The following is a 19,763-nucleotide window of genomic DNA, read 5'->3' on the forward strand; positions in this document are numbered from 1 at the left end:
CTTTTCTTTCAAAATTACCACGAGGTAGATGCAATGTTAAATAGCTTATACTCAGGAAATCGTCTTAGAGTTGACTTCTCTAATGTCGTTAAAGAGATAGACGTTCCGAACCTACTACAACTACAAAAAAAGAGCTTTGATAATTTTTTAAATCTAAATAACAATCAGACAGAAAGCGGTATCGAAAAAGTTTTTAAGTCGATTTTTCCTATACATGATCCGCAAAATCGTTTGACTTTAGAATATGTTAGCTCAGAGATTGGAAAACCAAAATATACAATCAGAGAGTGCATAGAAAGAGGTCTTACATACTCTGTAAATTTAAAAATGAAAATACGCCTTATCGTACATGAAAAAGATGATAAGACTGGTGATAAAGTTGGCGTTAAAGATATAAAAGAGCAAGAAATTTTTATACGTGAAATTCCGTTGATGACAGATAGAATTTCATTTATTATAAATGGCGTTGAGCGTGTTGTTGTAAATCAACTTCATAGAAGCCCTGGTGTTATCTTTAAACAAGAAGAGAGTGCGACTGTTGCAAATAAACTTATTTATACAGCTCAAATAATTCCAGATCGCGGATCTTGGTTGCACTTTGAATATGATACAAAAGATATTTTATATGTTAGGATAAATAAGCGTAGAAAAGTGCCTGTAACTATCTTGTTTAGGGCATTAGGATATAAAAAACAAGACATTATTAAGTTATTTTATCCGATACAAAATTTGGTTATTAAAAATAATAAATTTTTAACTCTTTTCAATCCAGAGGATTATCTAGGAAGAGTTGAGTATGATATAAAAAATGAAGATGGAGAGGTTCTTCACCAAGCTGGCAAGCGCCTAACAAAGAAAAAAGCTGATAAATTAATCGAAGATGGCGTTAAATTTGTTGAGTATCCGATCGAAGCACTTATAGGTAGATATTTGGCAAACCCTGTGATAAACACAGAAAGCGGCGAAATTTTATATGACACACTATCTGCTCTTGATGAGAATAAACTTGCAAAAATTTTAGCTGAGCATGAAAGTATTGACATTATAAACAACTCTGCAGCCGGAGTTGACGACGCTATAATAAATTCATTTATTGCCGACAACGACATGCTTAAAGTTTTAAAACAAACTGAGGGCGTAGATGATGAAAATGACCTTGCTGCGATTAGAATTTACAAGGTCATGAGACCTGGCGAGCCAGTAGTTAAAGAGGCTGCAAAAAGCTTTGTAAATGATATATTGTTTAACCCTGAAAGATATGACCTAACAAAAGTTGGTCGTATGAAGATGAACCACAAGCTCTCACTTGATGTGCCAGAGTACGTTACCTTACTAACTAGTGAAGATATCATCAAAACTGCAAAATATCTTATAAAAGTTAAAAACGGACAAGGTCACATTGACGACCGCGACCACCTTGGTAACCGCCGTATAAGATCGATCGGCGAGCTACTTGCTAGTGAGCTTCACCTTGGTTTTGTTAAAATGCAAAAGGCTATCCGTGATAAATTTACAAGCCTAAGCAACAATACTGATGAAATCATGCCTTATGATCTTATCAACCCAAAAATGATCACAGCAACAATCATGGAATTTTTCACAGGCGGTCAGTTAAGCCAGTTTATGGATCAGACAAACCCGCTTAGTGAGGTTACACACAAGCGCCGTCTATCTGCGCTTGGTGAGGGCGGCTTAGTAAAAGAGCGTGCTGGATTTGAGGTGCGTGACGTTCACCCAACTCATTACGGCAGAATTTGTCCGGTTGAGACTCCAGAAGGTCAAAATATCGGTCTTATAAACACTCTTTCAACTTATGCAAAAGTAAATGACCTTGGCTTTGTTGAGGCACCATATAAAAAGGTCGTTGATGGCAAGGTAACTGATGAGATAGTCTATCTAACAGCGACACAAGAAGAGGGCAATGTTATCGCTCCAGCATCAACCAAGCTTGATGAAAACGGACATATCGTTGAGGACTTGATAGAGGTTAGAAAAGAGGGCGAGATGATGCTTGCTCGTAGAGAAGATGTTACCTTGATAGACCTTTGCTCTGGTATGATAGCTGGTGTTGCGGCTTCGCTTATCCCATTCCTAGAGCACGACGACGCTAACCGTGCACTTATGGGCTCAAACATGCAGCGTCAAGCAGTGCCACTACTTCGCTCAACTGCCCCGATCGTTGGAACAGGTATGGAGAGCGTTATCGCAAGAGATGCCTGGGAGAGCGTAAAGGCAAGACGTGGCGGCGTAGTTGAAAAGGTTGATAATAAAAATATCTTTATCCTTGGTGAAGATGAAGCTGGTCCATATATTGATCACTACTCTTTAGAGAAAAATTTAAGAACAAACCAAAATACGACATTTTCACAACACCCTATCGTTAAAAAAGGCGATGAGATCGTTGCTAATCAAATCATAGCTGATGGTCCAAGTATGGAAAAAGGCGAGCTAGCTATCGGTAAAAACGCGCTAATCGCATTTATGCCTTGGAATGGCTACAACTACGAGGACGCGATCGTTATTAGTGAAAAAATGATACGTGAAGATGCCTTTACAAGCGTTCATATCTATGAAAAAGAGATCGAAGCTCGTGAGCTAAAAGACGGCGTTGAAGAGATAACAAAAGATATACCAAACGTCAAAGAAGAGGAGCTTATGCACCTTGATGAAAGCGGTATCGTTAAAATCGGTACAGAGATCAAGCCGGGCATGATCCTTGTTGGTAAGGTATCTCCAAAAGGCGAGGTTAAGCCAACCCCAGAAGAAAGACTACTTCGTGCGATCTTTGGTGAAAAAGCAGGCCATGTTGTAAATAAATCGCTCTATGCTTCAGCTTCGATGGAAGGCGTGGTTGTTGATGTTAAAATTTTCACCAAAAAAGGTTATGAAAAAGATAGCAGAACAAACAAGGCTTATGAAGAGGAGAAGACGCTTTTAGAAAAAGAGCACCACGATAGATTGCTTATGCTAGACAGAGAAGAGATGCTAAAAGTTACAGCGCTTCTTTCTAAAAACCCACTAGCGAGCGATCAAGAGGTAAATAAAAAAGAGTATAAAAAGGGCTCAAAGATCAACAAGGCTGACTTTGAGAATATCAACAGATTTACCCTAAATGCTATAGTAAAGAGCTTTTCAAAAGATATTCAAAAGAAATATGATGAGCTAAAAAATTACTTCCAAAATGAGAAGAAAAAGCTTAAAGAAGAGCACGACGCTAAGATAGAAATTTTAGAAAAAGATGACATTTTGCCAAGTGGCGTTGTAAAACTTGTAAAAGTTTATATAGCTACAAAACGCAAACTAAAAGTTGGCGATAAGATGGCTGGACGTCACGGTAACAAAGGTATCGTCTCAAATATCGTTAGAGAGGTCGATATGCCTTATCTTCCAAGCGGTCAGATCGTAGACATCGTGCTAAACCCACTAGGCGTTCCAAGCCGTATGAACATCGGTCAAATTTTAGAGAGCCACCTTGGTCTTGTTGGTTACCGCTTAGGCGAGCAGATCAATGAAATTTTTGAGACCAAAAAAGGCGAGTGGATAAAAGAGCTAAGAGCTAAGATGATAGAGATCGCAAGCGTTGCTAAGCTAATGGACGCTAAAAAAGCTCTTGGCAAGATGAGCGATGAGAAGCTTCTTGAGTATGCAAAAGATTGGAGCAATGGTGTAAGATTTGCAACTCCGATTTTTGAAGGCGTTAAAGCTGACGAATTTGCAAAATTATTTGAGATGGCAAAGATAGATAGCGATGGTAAAACTGAGCTATATGACGGACGCACAGGCTCGAAGATAAGGGAGCGCGTTAATGTTGGTTGTATGTATATGCTAAAACTTCACCACTTGGTTGATGAAAAAGTTCACGCAAGAAGCACTGGACCATACAGCCTTGTTACACAACAACCTGTCGGTGGTAAGGCATTATTTGGGGGTCAAAGGTTTGGTGAGATGGAGGTTTGGGCACTTGAGGCTTATGGTGCTGCTCATACACTAAGAGAGATGCTAACTGTAAAATCAGACGATGTTGAGGGAAGACTTTCGGCCTACAAAGCTTTAACAAGAGGTGAAAACGTTCCTGAGACTGGTATCCCTGAGACGTTCTTTGTTCTAACAAACGAGCTAAAATCACTAGCTCTTGATGTGGAAATATATGATGAGGATGAGACAAATGAAACTAACTAATTTAAAACCAGTTGAGATAAAAGAAGAGCATAGACCTCGTGATTTTGAAGCTTTCCAACTTCGTTTAGCAAGTCCTGAGAAGATAAAATCTTGGAGTTATGGCGAGGTTAAAAAACCAGAAACTATCAACTACCGCACGCTAAAACCTGAGCGTGACGGCTTGTTTTGTGCCAAAATTTTCGGACCGATCCGTGACTACGAGTGTCTTTGTGGTAAATATAAAAAGATGCGCTATAAAGGTATCAAGTGTGAAAAGTGCGGCGTTGAAGTAACAACATCTAAGGTTCGTCGCTCTCGCATGGGTCATATCGAGCTTGTAACTCCAGTGGCTCACATCTGGTATGTAAATTTCTTGCCAAGCCGTATAGGTGCGCTTCTTGGTATCAAGATGAAAGATCTTGAGCGCGTACTTTACTATGAGGCATATATTGTTGATAATGCTGGTGAGGCTTATTATGACAATGAAAATTCTAAAAAAGTTGAAAAATATGATGTTTTAAACGAGGAGCAATATCAAAGCCTAGCTTCAAGATATGAAGAGACTGGCTTTAGTGCTAGAATGGGTGGTGAGGTCATCTATGATATGCTAGCTGAGCTTGATCTAACTCAAATTTTAAATCAGCTACAAGAAGAGATGGAGGCTACAAATTCTGAGGCTAAGAAAAAGACTATCGTAAAACGTCTAAAGGTTATCGAGAGCTTTTTAAATTCAGGCAATCGCCCAGAGTGGATGATGATAACAAATTTACCAGTTCTTCCGCCTGATCTTAGACCACTTGTTAATCTTGATGGTGGTAAATTTGCTGTTTCGGACGTAAATGATCTATATCGCCGTGTAATAAATAGAAATAGCCGTCTAAAACGCCTGCTTGAGCTTGACGCACCTGAGATCATTATAAGAAACGAAAAGAGAATGCTTCAAGAGGCTGTTGATGCGCTATTTGACAATGGCCGCAGAGCAAATGCAGTAAAAGGTGCAAATAAGCGCCCACTAAAATCACTAAGTGAGATCATCAAAGGTAAGCAAGGTCGCTTCCGTCAGAATTTGCTAGGTAAGCGTGTTGATTTCTCTGGACGTTCTGTTATCGTCGTTGGTCCAAAGCTAAAGATGGATCAGTGCGGTCTTCCAAAGAAGATGGCTTTAGAGCTATTTAAGCCACATTTGCTTGCTCGCCTTGAAGAAAAAGGCTATGCGACAACCGTTAAGCAAGCTAAAAAGATGATAGAAGATAAGACAAATGAGGTTTGGGAGTGCTTAGAAGAGGTTGTTAAAGACTATCCAGTCATGCTAAACCGTGCTCCGACACTTCACAAGCTTTCTATCCAAGCGTTTCACCCAGTGCTTGTTGAGGGCAAGGCGATCCAGCTTCACCCACTAGTTTGTGCGGCGTTCAACGCAGACTTTGACGGCGACCAAATGGCTGTTCACGTACCACTATCTCAAGAGGCTATCGCTGAGTGTAAAATTTTGATGCTTAGCTCAATGAACATCTTGCTTCCTGCAAGTGGTAAGGCTATCACAGTCCCTTCACAAGATATGGTTTTAGGAATTTATTACCTAAGCTTAGAGAGAAATGACGAAAAAGGTGCAAATAAAATTTTCTCAAGCGTCGATGAAGTAATGATCGCTGAGGAGGCTAATACCCTTGGTCTTCACGCTAAAATTAAGACAATGGTTGATAATAAGATCATCTTCACAACGGCTGGTCGCTTGATCCTAAGAGCGATACTACCTGATTTTGTCCCTGAAAATATGTGGAATAAGATCATGAAGAAAAAAGACATTGCAAATTTGGTTGATTATGTTTATAGAAATGGCGGCCTTGAAGTAACGGCTGACTTCCTTGATAAGCTTAAAAATTTAGGCTTTAGATATGCTACAAAAGCAGGAATTTCTATCTCTATCGCAGACATCATCGTGCCAGATAGCAAGCAAAAGTATATCGACGAAGCTAAGAAAAAAGTTCGTGAAATTCAAAAGCAATACGGCGCCGGTCTTTTAACAGATAGTGAGAGATACAATAAGATCATCGATATCTGGACAGATACAAATAACAGCGTTGCAAGCGAGATGATGAAGCTTATCCAAAGTGATAAGGGCGGATTTAACTCAATTTATATGATGGCAGACTCTGGTGCGAGAGGTAGTGCTGCGCAAATTCGCCAGCTAGCTGGTATGCGTGGTCTTATGGCAAAACCTGACGGCTCGATCATCGAAACACCGATCATTTCAAACTTCCGTGAAGGTCTAAACATAATGGAGTACTTCAACTCAACCCACGGAGCTAGAAAGGGTCTTGCAGATACTGCGCTAAAAACTGCCAACGCTGGTTACCTAACAAGAAAACTGATCGACGTTGCTCAAAACGTTAAAGTGACAATGCACGACTGCGGTACGCACGAGGGCGTTGAGATCACAGATATAACGGAGAGTGGCGAGCTAATAGAGAGCCTTGAAGAGAGAGTATTAGGCCGTGTTTTAGCAGATGATGTGATCGATCCTATAACAAATGAAATTTTATTTAGCGAAGGCACATTGCTTGACGAGGAGAAAGCTAAGGCAATAACAGAAGCTGGCATAAAATCAGTAAGCATTAGAACACCTATCACGTGCAAGGCACCAAAAGGCGTTTGCGCAAAATGTTATGGCTTAAATTTGGGTGAGGGCAAACTTGTAAAACCAGGCGAGGCTGTTGGTATCATCTCAGCTCAATCAATTGGTGAGCCAGGTACTCAGCTAACGCTAAGAACATTCCACATCGGTGGTACGGCTTCTACTGAACAACAAGACCGCCAAGTCATCGCTCAAAAAGAGGGCTTTATTAGGTATTACAACCTTAGTACATACGAGAACAACGGCAAGAAAATCGTTGCAAACAGAAGAAGTGCGGCTGTACTACTTGTTGAGCCAAAGATAAAATCAACAATCGATGGTAAAATCGAGATCGAATATGCTCACGAAGACGTAAATATCGTAATTAAAGGCAAAAAAGAAGAGATCAAATATACCATCAGAAGAAACGACCTTGCTAAGCCAAACGAACTAGCTGGCGTTAGCGGCAAGATTGAAGGCAAGATGTATATCCCTTATGCAAATGGCGATAAGGTAAAAGAGAATGAGAGTATCGTCGAGATTATAAAAGAGGGTTGGAACGTTCCAAATCGTATCCCTTATGCTAGTGAGCTTAAAATTTCAGATGGCGATCCAGTAACTAGAAAGATCACCGCAGATGCAAATGGTGTGGTTAAATTTTTCATACTAAAAGGTGACTTCCTTGATAGACTAAAAGATATCAAAAAAGGTCACAAAGTAACTGAAAAAGGCTTCTTTGTTGTCGTCTCTGACAAGGACGGACGTGAGGCAGTTCGCCACTACATCCCAAGAAATTCTATCATCCAAGTATCAGATAATGATGCGGTAGAAAGAGCGACAGTGGTCTCACTACCTGAAAAAGATGACAAGCTAATAATCGCTGAGTGGGATCCATACTCAACTCCAACTATCGCAGAAGAAGCCGGTGTGGTTAGCTTTGAAGATGTCGAGCCAGGATATAGTGCGACTGAGCAAGCTGACGAGGCAACTGGTCAAAGACGTCTTGTTATCAACGAATATTTGCCAAGTGGCGTAAAACCAGCGATCATTATCACTACAAAGAGCGGACATTTGATCAAGTATCCGCTTGATCCAAAAACTGCGATCTTTGTTTCAAGTGGCGATGAAGTGGCACAAGCTGACATCTTGGCTAAGACTCCAAAAGCTGTTGCCAAGTCAAAAGATATCACCGGTGGTCTTCCAAGAGTTAGTGAGCTATTTGAAGCAAGACGCCCTAAAAATACAGCTATCGTTGCAGAGATTGATGGCGTTGTCAGGTTTGACAAGCCACTTCGCTCAAAAGAGCGCATCATCATCCAAGCAGAAGATGGCACGACAGCTGAGTATTTGATAGAAAAGAGCCGTCAGATCCAAGTAAGGGACGGCGAATTTGTCCATGCTGGTGAGAAACTGACAGATGGACTTATCTCAAGCCACGATATCTTAAGAATTCTTGGTGAAAAGGCGCTTCACTACTATTTGATCAGTGAAATTCAGCAAGTTTATCGCCGACAAGGTGTTGCGATCGCTGATAAGCATATCGAGATCATCGTCTCTCAAATGCTTCGCCAAGTCAAAATCGTCGATAGTGGAAATACAAATTTCATCGTTGGCGACATGGTTTCAAGAAACAAATTTAAAGAAGAGAACGAGCGTATTATGAAAATGGGTGGCGAGCCAGCTATCGCTGAACCGATCCTTCTTGGCGTCACAAGAGCGGCTATCGGAAGTGATAGTGTGATCTCTGCTGCGTCATTCCAAGAGACAACTAAGGTCTTAACAGAAGCGTCAATCGCTGCTAAATTTGACTATCTTGAAGATCTAAAAGAGAACGTCATCCTTGGACGCATGATCCCAGTTGGCACTGGTTTTTACAAAGACAAAAAGATAAAGATCAAAGAAAACTAATATATTAAGCCCCGCTTTTGGGGCTTAAACCTCTCATAAATTTCCCACTTAAATTTACAAAATTTCAAAATTTACAAGCCATTAATCAATATTAAATAAAATCCATAACTAAAAATATGTAACGGAGATATTATGAAAAATGTTGATCTTGGACTTTTATTTTTGCGCTTAGGCCTTGGAATTTGCCTTTTTATGCATGGCTTTGGCAAAATTTTACACGGAGTTGGCGGCGTAAAGAGCATTTTAGTTGATGCTGGGCTACCTAGTTTTCTGGCATATTTTGCCTATCTTAGCGAGGTTTTAGCCCCTATAATGATCGCTGTTGGCTTTTACTCAAGGCTTGGCGCGCTCCTAGTTTTTGGCTCTAGTCTTGTCATTTTGTATTCATATTTTGGTTTATCAAATTTACTTGAACTAACTAATGTAAATGGCTTTAAAGCAGAGCTTATATATCTTTATATCGCTATATCACTTTGCATCATCTCGACTGGCAGCGGCAAATACGCAATAAAGCAAGACTGATCTTAACCTAAATTTAGCACAGATTAAATTTGTGCTAAATTTTCACACATTTTATTTAAAATTTAAATTTAGTTTATTTTTTTATAACACTTTAAGTTTTTTGCCTTTAAATTTGAAAATTATCTCAAATTTAAAGGACACACAATGGAACAGATAAAAAAAGAGCCTTCGTTTTTGCTGGCCCTTACGCCTATCTTGGTTATGATCGTAGGCCTTGCGCTTGGCGTTGGTTATATGAAGCTAAAGGTTGAGCCGATCATTTTGATAGCCGCTCTTGTGGCTGGTGGTATCGCTTGGAGGCTAGGATATAGCTGGAGCGAGCTTCAAGAGGGCGTCATAGAGAAAATTTCAAGCTCACTCCCAGCACTTATGATACTTTGGGCAGTCGGCCTGCTCATCGGTTCTTGGGTATTTTCAGGCACTATCCCTATGATCATCTACTACGGTGTGGATCTTATAAGTCCGCAGTATCTAGTCCTAACTGCTTTTATCATCGCAGCTATCATCTCAACTGTAACTGGCACATCTTGGGGTTCTGCTGGCACAGTTGGCGTCGCTATTATGGGCATAGCTCAAGGTCTTGATGTAAATTTAGCAGCAACTGCTGGCGCGGTAGTTGCAGGAGCATACTTTGGCGACAAGCTCTCTCCGCTCTCAGACACGACAAACCTAGCCCCGATAGCAGCTGGAAGTGAGCTTTATGAGCACATCAAACACATGTTTTATACAACTATCCCAGCAACTATTGTTGCGGTAGCAGCTTATCTATTTTTTGGAAGCGCAGCCGCAAGTAGTGGTGCAAATGTTTCAGAGTCGGTTTTAGCGCTTCAAGGTCAGCTTGATAAAATTTTTCATTGGAACATCATCTTGCTTTTGCCTGTGCTTTTTGTCTTGGCTGGCTCAGTGCTAAAGTGGCCAACTATCCCAGTAATGATCATCGCATCTCTATTTTCAGTGCTTCTTGGAGTTATCGTTCAAGATTTTAGCTTTAAAAATGGCTTTATCTCAGTGATGACTGGCTTTAACGTCACGATGAGCGGCATTAATATGGAGTTTTCAAAAGATATCACGAAGCTTCTAAACAGAGGCGGCGTGAGCTCGGTAAATTCAACCACCATCCTAGTCATCTGCGCTATGGGCTTTGCTGGCATCATCTCAAAAACTGGCATGCTTACAAAGGTGCTTCACACTATCATGGCAAAGGTCAAATCAGCAGCAGGCGTCATCATCTCAACCATCGGCTCATGCCTAACTGTTGCATTTGTCACAGGTAGCTCATATCTTTCTATCCTCATCCCTGGCGAGATGTTTAAAGACTTTTATAAAGAGAAAAATTTAGCAGCCAAAAACCTATCAAGAACACTTGAAGACTCTGGCACCGTTATCGTTCCACTCATCCCTTGGTCAGCAGCAGGCGCATACATGACAGCCACACTTGGCGTGCCAACGGTAGAGTATTTACCTTGGGCGATACTAAACTACATGGGCGTTGTCTTTGCTATCATTTTAGCACTTACTGGCATCGGCATAGCTAAGATAAACAAGGATGCCAAATGATACTTATAAAAAACGCCAAAATTTACTCGCCAAAATTTCTCGGCACAAAAGATATATTTATATGTAATGGTAAGATCGTCTGCATAGCTGAAAATATAGAGCCAAATTTGCCAAATGTAAAGGTGATCGACGCTTCAAATTTAGTAGCCATACCAGGTCTTATTGATAAGCATGTGCATATAACAGGCGGCGGCGGCGAGGGCGGCTTTAAGACTAGAGTACCTGAGATCATGTTATCAAATTTAATAGAAGCTGGCATAACGACAGCAGTTGGCCTACTTGGAACTGACAGCACGACAAGAAGCGTTGAAAATTTAGTCGCAAAAGCACACGCACTAAATGACGAGGGTATCACATGCTACGCTCACACGGGCGCATATAGCTCTAAAACGCCAACTATAACTGGCGAGATCGAAAAAGATATTGTTTTTGTTGATCCGATAATCGGCACCAAGCTAGCCATAAGCGACCACCGCTCATCAAGTGTGAGCAAAGATGAGCTCGCTCACATAGTCTCAGCTGGTAGAGTGGCTGGTATGATCAGTTCAAAGTCAGGCCACACCACGCTTCACATGGGGGATGGCAAAAAGGGCTTAAATTTGATCTATGAAGTGCTAAATGAGTACGACATGCCGATCACGCTATTTCAGCCAACGCACGTAAATAGAAACGAGGAGCTTTTTAAACAAAGCTTTAAATTTATAAAAGATGGCGGCTATATCGACTTTACCTGCATGCCAGGACTTACGCCACTTGAAGCTGTAAAGCGCATCAAAAAAGAGAATTTACCGACAAATAAGATAACCATTAGCTCAGACGGCTTTGGTAGCTACTCTAGCTATGATGGCGACGGAAATTTACTAAAAATTGGCATCGCTAGCGTTAATAGCTTATATGAAGAGTTTATAAATTTCGTAAAAGATGGCTTTGGTATCGAGGAGGCACTGCCATATTTTACGACAAACGTGGCAAGAAGTGTGGCCTTGCAAAATAAAAAAGGCGAGATAAAAGAAAATTTCGATGCAGATATTTTGCTGATAGATGAGAAATTTGAGATTAAATTTGTCGTTGCAAAGGGCGAAATTTTAAAAGATGACAGCTGTTTTATAAAAAAAGGAACGTATGAATAAGTCTAACTTATTAACCGTTATTTAAGCTTTTTTTAAATAAAATTAGGTCTTTTTAATAAATTTAGTTGAAAGGAATTATTGTGCCAACCATAAATCAATTGGTCAGAAATGAACGCAAGAAAGTGACTGTTAAGTCAAAATCTCCAGCGTTAAAAGAGTGCCCTCAAAGAAGAGGAGTTTGCACTAGGGTTTATACTACAACTCCTAAAAAACCAAACTCAGCTTTGAGGAAAGTTGCCAAAGTTAGGCTTACAAGCGGTTTTGAAGTCATCAGCTATATCGGCGGTGAAGGTCACAACCTACAAGAACACAGTATAGTTTTAGTTCGCGGCGGTAGGGTTAAAGACTTGCCAGGTGTTAAATATCACATCGTTCGTGGTGCACTTGATACTGCTGGTGTTGCAAAAAGAACAGTTTCTCGTTCTAAATATGGTGCAAAACGCCCTAAAGCTGGCGCTGCTGCTCCAAAAAAGTAAAAAATTAGGTTCGCAGACGTTGCTTAAATTTGCAAACGTTTGAGTAAAATTTCATAAAAATTTGAAGGAAAAATCAAAATGAGAAGAAGAAAAGCTCCTGTAAGGGAAGTTTTACCTGATCCGATTTACGGAAATAAAATAATCACTAAATTTATTAATTCTCTTATGTATGATGGCAAAAAAAGCGTCGCTACAGAGATAATGTATGGTGCTATTAAAGCTATCGAAAAGAAAAATGCTGAGGTTAAAGGCATCGACGTTTTTAACGACGCTATCGAAAATGTAAAACCTATTTTAGAAGTTAAATCACGCCGTGTTGGTGGTGCTACTTATCAAGTACCAGTTGAGGTTCGCCCAGCTCGCCAACAAGCTCTTGCTATCCGCTGGCTTATAACTTTTGCTAGAAAAAGAAGCGAAAGAACAATGGTTGATAAACTAGCAAATGAGCTTTTAGATGCGGCAAATTCAAAAGGTGCATCTTTCAAGAAGAAGGAAGATACTTACAAGATGGCAGAGGCTAATAAAGCATTTGCTCACTACCGCTGGTAAGAAAGAATTAGTATGGCAGAGAGAAAAACGCCTTTACATAAGGTAAGAAATATCGGTATTGCGGCTCACATTGATGCTGGAAAAACAACTACCAGCGAGAGAATTTTGTTCTTCACTGGTATGAGCCATAAGATAGGTGAGGTTCATGATGGCGCTGCTACTATGGACTGGATGGAGCAAGAAAAAGAGCGTGGTATTACTATTACATCGGCTGCAACTACAGCGTTTTGGAAGGGCTATCAAGTAAACCTAATCGACACTCCGGGACACGTTGACTTTACTATTGAAGTTGAGCGTTCTATGCGTGTTCTTGACGGTGCTGTTGCGGTATTTTGTTCTGTTGGTGGTGTTCAGCCACAGTCTGAAACTGTTTGGAGACAAGCAAACAAATATCACGTACCAAGAATCGTTTTTGTCAATAAAATGGACAGAATTGGTGCAAATTTCTTTAGAGTTGAAGAGCAGATCAGAGAAAGATTAAAAGCAAATCCAGTACCTATTCAAATTCCAATCGGTGCAGAAGATAACTTCAAAGGTGTGGTTGATCTTGTAAGAATGAAAGCATACGTTTGGAATGATGAGAAAAAGCCAACTGATTATGTTGAAGAAGAAATTCCAGCTGAAGTTAAAGATAAGGCTGAAGAATACCGCGCAAAACTAATCGAAGCTGTTTCTGAGACAGACGATAGTTTGATGGAGAAATTCTTTGCAGGTGAAGAGCTAACTGAAGAAGAGATCAAAAAAGGTATAAAAGCAGGCTGCTTAAGAATGACTATCACGCCTATGCTTTGCGGAACTGCGTTTAAGAACAAAGGTATCCAACCTCTACTTGATGCTGTTGTTGATTATTTACCAGCTCCAGATGAGATCGCAGCGATAAATGGTGTTTATGAAGATGGTACTGAAGTGACTGTTGAAAGTACAGATGATGGCGAATTTGCTGCTCTTGCGTTTAAGATCATGACTGACCCATTTGTTGGACAGCTAACATTTATCCGTGTTTATAGAGGAAGTCTTGAAAGTGGTAGCTACGCTTACAACACAGTTCAAGACAGCAAAGAGAGAATCGGCCGCTTACTAAAAATGCACTCAAATAAACGTGAAGAGATTACTGAGCTTTTTGCTGGTGAAATCGGTGCTGTTGTTGGTCTAAAAAATACTCTAACTGGTGATACTCTTGCAAGCGAAAAAGATAAAGTTATCCTTGAGAGAATGGACTTCCCAGAGCCAGTTATTAGCGTTGCAGTTGAGCCAAAAACAAAAGCAGATCAAGAGAAGATGGCGATAGCTCTTCAAAAACTAGCTCAAGAAGATCCAAGCTTTAGAGTTAGCACTGATGAAGAGAGCGGACAAACTATTATTAGCGGTATGGGTGAACTTCACCTAGAGATCATTGTTGATCGTATGCTTCGCGAATTTAAAGTTGATGCTGAAGTTGGTCAGCCACAAGTTGCTTACCGCGAAACTATCCGTAAGGCAGTTGAGCAAGAGTATAAGTATGCTAAACAATCAGGTGGTCGTGGTCAATATGGTCACGTATTTTTACGCATCGAGCCACTTCCAGCTGCTAGCGGATTTGAATTTGTTAACGACATCAAAGGTGGTGTTGTTCCAAAAGAGTACATCCCAGCTGTTGAAAAAGGTTGTAAAGAAGCGCTTCAAAGCGGTGTTCTTGCTGGATATCCAGTTGAAGATGTTAAAGTTACGCTTTTTGATGGTAGCTACCACGAAGTTGACTCATCTGAAATGGCATTTAAACTTGCTGCTTCTATGGGCTTTAAAGAGGGCGCTAGAAAAGCAGGTGCGGTTATCCTTGAACCTATGATGAAAGTTGAAGTTGAGACTCCAGAAGAGTATATGGGTGATGTTATCGGTGACCTTAATAAGCGCCGTGGTCAAGTAAATTCAATGGATGACAGAAATGGTGTAAAAATCATTGCAGCTTATTGTCCACTAGCTCAAATGTTTGGCTACTCAACAGATCTTCGCTCAATGACTCAAGGTCGTGCGACTTACTCTATGGAATTTGATCACTACGAAGAAGTTCCTAAAAATGTAAGTGAAGAGATTATTAAAAAGAGAAATGGCTAATTAGCCAAAATAGGGCAGAGCAATCTGCCCTTTAAATTTAGTTGCTCGGCTAAAAAATAAACCAACTTGCAAATTTGTCCTCATAGCTCAGCTGGATAGAGCGCAGAATTCCTAATTCTGAGGTCGTGAGTTCGAACCTCGCTGGGGACACCACTTCTTCTTTTTGTATCATGTAATAACAATCTTTTTTAGAGTGCTTTTAATCATTTATATTTAGAATTTTTTTATAAGTAGTTGTGTTTGGCATATAAATAAATTTATTTTTTTAATGAATTATTTGTATGACCTCACTATCAATAAAATTTATCAACAAAAATTTTATATATTTAATAATCCATGCTAACATTTCAAAAATTTATTTAAGGAGAGTAGATGAAAAAAATTTTACTTTTAGGAGCCGTTTGTTGTATGTTGTCAGCTGATGTTAAAACTGTTAATATAAGTCCAGATGAGATCAAAAAATATGATCAGATTGTCGATATTAGAACACCATCTGAGTGGCAAGAGACTGGCATCATAACTGGTGCGAAGACCATTACTTTTGATCCAAGCGACAAGAGTGCATTTTTAGATGAGCTTTCAAAGGCAGTTGATATCAAAAAGCCTATCGCACTTGTTTGTAGAAGTGGCAGACGAAGCACGGCAGCAGCTGCAGCGATAGATAATTCAGATCTTAAGATTATAAATTTAGATGGTGGCATGAGTAGTTTAATCGAGCAAGGCTATAAAACTACACCTTATAAAAAATAGACAAATTTCTAAATTCTACATTTGACTACAAGATAAATTTATTTTGTAGTCAAACTTTATACTAAATAATAAATTTTATTATTAACTACTGATTAACTCTAACTACATATAATTTCATCACATTTAAACAATAAAAAAAGGAGACAAAAATGTCAAAAGTTATTTTACAGTTAAACACAATTCAAGCCGATGCAAACGCACTTTACATCAAATTTCACGATCTTCACTGGAACGTAAAAGGTATTCAGTTTTTCAGCGTCCATGAGTACACAGAAAAAGCCTATGAAGATATGAGTGAGATATTTGATGCGGTTGCAGAAAGAGCTCTTATGCTTGGTGGCAGACCTATCGCAAAGGCTGAGGAGCTAGCAAAAGTTGCTCACATCAAGCATGAGCCAAAAGAGAGCTACACTCCGACTGAAGTTTTAGAGATCGTTTTGGCTGACTACAAGCATCTTTTAGGCGAATTTAAAAAGCTTGATGAGCTTGCAGAGGGTGACACTACAACTCAGATGTACGCACAAGATCAAATAGCTAAATTTGAAAAAGCCATCTGGATGCTAAACGCAACACTTGGCAAATAATCACAGCGGGAGCTCTCCCGCTTTATCCTAAATAAATTCTACTTTTTGGAGATATAGTTTTTATAAACTTAGAGGAGCCAAATATGCAAATCAGTCAAATCGCAAGTTCATATAACACTTCAAGTGTAAAAGAAAATGTAAAATCAGAAATTTCACTTCACAAAGATGAAAAAGAGGTTTCTAAAAAGCAGCCTGAGGTTTCAAATTTAAGCGCAAAAGAGATCTCAAATAGCTATTTTTTGCAGTATCAAAAAGAGGTCACTCAAAGCGCTAGCTCAAATTTACTAGCACAAGGCGGCCTAAGCTTTAACGTACCTGAAAATTTATCAGACATTTTAGCTGGACTTGATCTAGCAGGCATCGGCTACAACGGCAAAGCTTTGGGAGAGCTAAGTAGCGATGAGGCAAGCGAGCTAGTTAGCGAAAATGGCTTTTTTGGCATTGCAAATACAGCCGAGAGGATAGCTGACTTTGTGCTAAATGGCGCAGGTGATGATGTAGAGAAGCTAAAAGCTGGTAGAGAGGGCGTGGCAAAGGGCTTTGAGGACGCAAAGAAAATTTGGGGCGGAGAGCTACCTGAAATTTCACAAAAGACTATCGAAAAGACGCTTGAGACGCTCGATAAAAAGATCGCTGAGCTTGGCGGTAATGTTTTAAACGTATCAGCCTAAATGTCTTGGGAGCTCTCCCAAGAAATTTGTATATTAATGTAAGCACAAAACTCAAATTTTAAAAACCAGCAAATTTTATTTAATCTTAAAAGCTATACTTTGCTCTTTATATCAAGGAGAAAAGATGAAAGCTAAAATTTTACTTCCCTTAGCAGTAGCTACTATGTTTTTGGGATGTTCATTTTTTGATGACAATCCGCCAGTCCGCAAGCAACCAAGACAAGCTACTAAAACTATACCTGCAAAAAGCTCCATCAAAGGCTTCATAAAAGATGTTAGCTATAAAGATTCGAAATACTGCTACGAGATAGTAGCCAGCGATGTGAAAAATCACAAACTAAACAAAGCAAATTTTTGTGCAAACAGATATTATTACGATAAGGGCGATCTTGTCTATGCGACTTTTTACGCAGATAAGCTCATAGACATGCTTCTTATAAAAGAGGGCGGCTCCAGAGGCGCATATAATGGCATAAGAAAACCACAAAATGAAGTGGTTGTTAAAAGAAAAAATATAAAAACAAATATCGAAGTACCAAAAGAGGAGAAAATTTCTTTTTAGATTACCGTTGATTTACTGCTAGCATATATAATTTCATCAGCAATCAAAACTAGAACTCCTTTTAAGGGGCAAAGCAACGGCCCCTTTTTCTTTTTATCCCCTTCTTAAAAGTCTCACTTGTAAAAGTTAAATTATCAAAATATACCTCTTTTTGGTCAAAATCGGTAAACAATCGGTAACAAAAATGCAAAATTTTATGATTTTTTAAGCTTCATCTTAAATTTTATTGATTATAATCGTCGACACAAAAACCTTAAAAGGAGAAAAAATGAAACTAACAAAAATTAGTTTAGCCGCTTTGGTTGCTTTAGGCGCATTCTCAAGTGTAGCAAGTGCTACTCCACTTGAAGAAGCTATAAAAAATGTAGATCTTTCTGGTATGGCAAGATACAGATATACTCATACTCATGAATACAAAAAAGAACAAAAAGACGTTTATAAACATAACGGTAGCAAATCAGGCAATGGCCATAACTTTAAAATGGTTACAAATTTTAAAGCTGCTATAGACGATAACTTCTTTGGTGTTCTTGGTTTGAGATATAGTTCTCTTGATGGCTCAGGCGATAATTCAAAAAATGGTACAGATAAGACAGATACAACTACAGGATTTGGTGTTCACCAATTCTATCTTGGCTATAAGATCGGTGGTACTACTATAACAGCTGGTAAACAAGAGATTGGCTCATACTTTACTGATGATGCTATCGGTACTGGTGTAAGAGTAGTAAATGAAGATATAGAAGGCCTTACTTTAACAGCTTTAGCTTTTGATGCTCTTGAAGGCGGAAGTGAAAGTGATGGTGTATTATATGATGCAACTGCTAAGTTAGGTGGCTATGATGTTGGTAACCTATATGCAGCTGGTATTGCTGGTTCATTTAATCCAGTTAGCTTCCAACTATGGTATGGTACTTTAACTAACCTAGCTGACGTACTTGCAGCTGATGTTTCAGCTAAATTTGACATCACTAATGACTTTGCCCTAGGTGCAAGACTTAACTATGCAAATAGCACAGCTGATAAAGAAGCTAAAAACATCCTTGGTTACAATGATGGTAACTTCTATGCTGGCGAACTTTCAACTTCACTATTTGGTCTTGATTTAGCTGCTGGTTATATCGGCTGGAAAGCTCAAGATAAAGGTGTATCAGCATTTACATTTGAAGATCAAGGTGGTCTAATAACTGCTGGTGAAGATGTATTTGACTGGACATATGCAGAGGGTAAAGGTAACTTCTTCTATGCAACAAGTGCATATACATTTGATAAATTCACAGTTGGTTTAGATTATGTTAAAGGTACTCAAAAAACATCAAATGGTGTTGGCAACCCAGATAAAAAAGACAAAGTTGAAGAATTTGTTCCAAGATTTGCTTACCAATACAACAAAAAGCTAACATTTAGCTCATTCTACTCTTTCCAAACTCACAAACTACCTGATGATGTGAAGACAAAAGAAGACAAATTTAGATTTGAAGCTAAATACTCATTCTAATTCATAGCTCGTTAATCAACTTATGATATAATCCCGGGTCGGAGCAATCTGATCCGGGATTTTTAAATTTAGAGCAAAATTTCAAGGAAACTTATGAAAAATATCAAAATTTCTTTTTTGGCGTGTTTTTTGGCGGCAAATGCCTTTGCAGCTTCTCAGGTTTATTATATAGAGGCTCGTGGTGAGTTTGGTAAAGAGCTTGCCGAAATGGCAAAAAAGCAGGCTAATGACAGAAATGAAAAAGTAAATGTCTATGTCGATGAAGATCCAAGACGCTATAAAGACAATAGAATTTTAAAATTTGGCGTTGATAGAAAAGGTAGATATAGTGTCTCTTTAGGAAAAGAGCTTTATGAGAAACAATGTGCTAGCTGCCATGGCGAAAATGCAGACAAAAGACCATTTGGCTCAACACCGCTTAAAAACATGGATGCTAAAGATATAGAAGATAGCATCATCTCTTATAGAAGTGACTCAAGCTTTGGTGGTAGCGGTAAAAACGTTATGCAAAACCAAGCTAAGATCGTCTCAAACAATGATCTAGGTGCAATACTAGCTTATCTAAAAGGCAAAGATGCACTTGCAGATCAAGATACAAATGAAAATAAACCAGTTTCAACCGAAACAAAGCAGGGCAGTTATTTAAGATAAATTTCACTTCGGTAGCTTTGCCACAATATAAATAAAAGGAAG

General features: G+C 39.2%; 14 protein-coding genes and 1 tRNA gene. All 15 read left to right on the forward strand.

The features are described 5' to 3' along the window. The first annotated feature begins 33 nt into the window (after nt 1-33). The 15 genes from rpoB to B9N65_RS09510 all read left to right on the forward strand — a co-directional run bounded on the left by rpoB (nt 34) and on the right by B9N65_RS09510 (nt 19,721). Nucleotides 34-4,179, forward strand: coding sequence for a DNA-directed RNA polymerase subunit beta (gene rpoB, locus B9N65_RS09440; RefSeq protein WP_087583692.1), 4,146 nt, complete (start codon nt 34-36; stop codon nt 4,177-4,179). After that, nucleotides 4,166-8,680 (forward strand): DNA-directed RNA polymerase subunit beta', encoded by a 4,515-nt coding sequence (rpoC, locus tag B9N65_RS09445; protein WP_087583693.1) that lies wholly within the window; start codon nt 4,166-4,168, stop codon nt 8,678-8,680. The genes rpoB and rpoC overlap by 14 nt, the downstream gene beginning before the upstream one ends. Nucleotides 8,681-8,812: 132 nt before the next feature. Continuing rightward, complete coding sequence (locus B9N65_RS09450) at nt 8,813-9,202, forward strand: DoxX family protein (protein ID WP_087583694.1); 390 nt, start codon at nt 8,813-8,815, stop codon at nt 9,200-9,202. Nucleotides 9,203-9,346: 144 nt separating this feature from the next. Further along, the gene (gene nhaC / locus B9N65_RS09455; RefSeq protein ID WP_087583695.1) at nt 9,347-10,759 is read left to right on the forward strand and encodes a Na+/H+ antiporter NhaC; all 1,413 of its coding nucleotides are present in this window, start codon (nt 9,347-9,349) and stop codon (nt 10,757-10,759) included. Then, nucleotides 10,756-11,889 (forward strand): beta-aspartyl-peptidase, encoded by a 1,134-nt coding sequence (iadA, locus tag B9N65_RS09460; RefSeq protein ID WP_087583696.1) that lies wholly within the window; start codon nt 10,756-10,758, stop codon nt 11,887-11,889. The genes nhaC and iadA overlap by 4 nt, the downstream gene beginning before the upstream one ends. Nucleotides 11,890-11,969: 80 nt before the next feature. Further along, nucleotides 11,970-12,365 carry a 30S ribosomal protein S12 gene (rpsL, locus tag B9N65_RS09465; protein WP_002941121.1) on the forward strand — a complete coding sequence of 132 codons (396 nt, stop codon included), beginning with the start codon at nt 11,970-11,972 and terminating at the stop codon, nt 12,363-12,365. 78 nt (nt 12,366-12,443) lie between these two features. Continuing rightward, the gene (gene rpsG / locus B9N65_RS09470) at nt 12,444-12,914 is read left to right on the forward strand and encodes a 30S ribosomal protein S7 (protein ID WP_002941142.1); all 471 of its coding nucleotides are present in this window, start codon (nt 12,444-12,446) and stop codon (nt 12,912-12,914) included. Nucleotides 12,915-12,926: 12 nt separating this feature from the next. Further along, on the forward strand, nt 12,927-15,005 hold the full coding sequence (fusA, locus tag B9N65_RS09475; protein ID WP_087583697.1) for an elongation factor G: 2,079 nt from the start codon (nt 12,927-12,929) through the stop codon (nt 15,003-15,005). 76 nt (nt 15,006-15,081) lie between these two features. After that, nucleotides 15,082-15,158, forward strand: a tRNA-Arg gene (locus tag B9N65_RS09480). Between the two features lie 219 nt (nt 15,159-15,377). Next, a complete protein-coding gene (locus B9N65_RS09485) occupies nt 15,378-15,755 on the forward strand; it encodes a rhodanese-like domain-containing protein (protein ID WP_087583698.1) in 378 nt (125 codons plus the stop codon). 149 nt (nt 15,756-15,904) lie between these two features. After that, the gene (locus B9N65_RS09490; RefSeq protein ID WP_087583699.1) at nt 15,905-16,339 is read left to right on the forward strand and encodes a Dps family protein; all 435 of its coding nucleotides are present in this window, start codon (nt 15,905-15,907) and stop codon (nt 16,337-16,339) included. Nucleotides 16,340-16,422: 83 nt separating this feature from the next. Beyond that, nucleotides 16,423-17,010 (forward strand): hydrogenase-4 component G, encoded by a 588-nt coding sequence (locus B9N65_RS09495; protein WP_087583700.1) that lies wholly within the window; start codon nt 16,423-16,425, stop codon nt 17,008-17,010. A gap of 124 nt (nt 17,011-17,134) precedes the next feature. Then, entirely contained in the window at nt 17,135-17,572 is a 438-nt protein-coding gene (locus tag B9N65_RS09500) for a hypothetical protein (protein WP_087583701.1), read from the forward strand. A gap of 268 nt (nt 17,573-17,840) precedes the next feature. Next, nucleotides 17,841-19,070: an OprD family outer membrane porin gene (locus B9N65_RS09505; protein ID WP_087583702.1), complete on the forward strand. Its 1,230-nt coding sequence runs from the start codon at nt 17,841-17,843 to the stop codon at nt 19,068-19,070. A 93-nt stretch (nt 19,071-19,163) separates the two neighbouring features. Continuing rightward, a complete protein-coding gene (locus tag B9N65_RS09510; RefSeq protein ID WP_087583703.1) occupies nt 19,164-19,721 on the forward strand; it encodes a c-type cytochrome in 558 nt (185 codons plus the stop codon). The last annotated feature ends 42 nt before the right edge of the window (nt 19,722-19,763 follow it).

The sequence above is a fragment of the Campylobacter concisus genome, from assembly GCF_002165815.1.
GTDB classification, from domain to species: domain Bacteria; phylum Campylobacterota; class Campylobacteria; order Campylobacterales; family Campylobacteraceae; genus Campylobacter_A; species Campylobacter_A concisus_BH.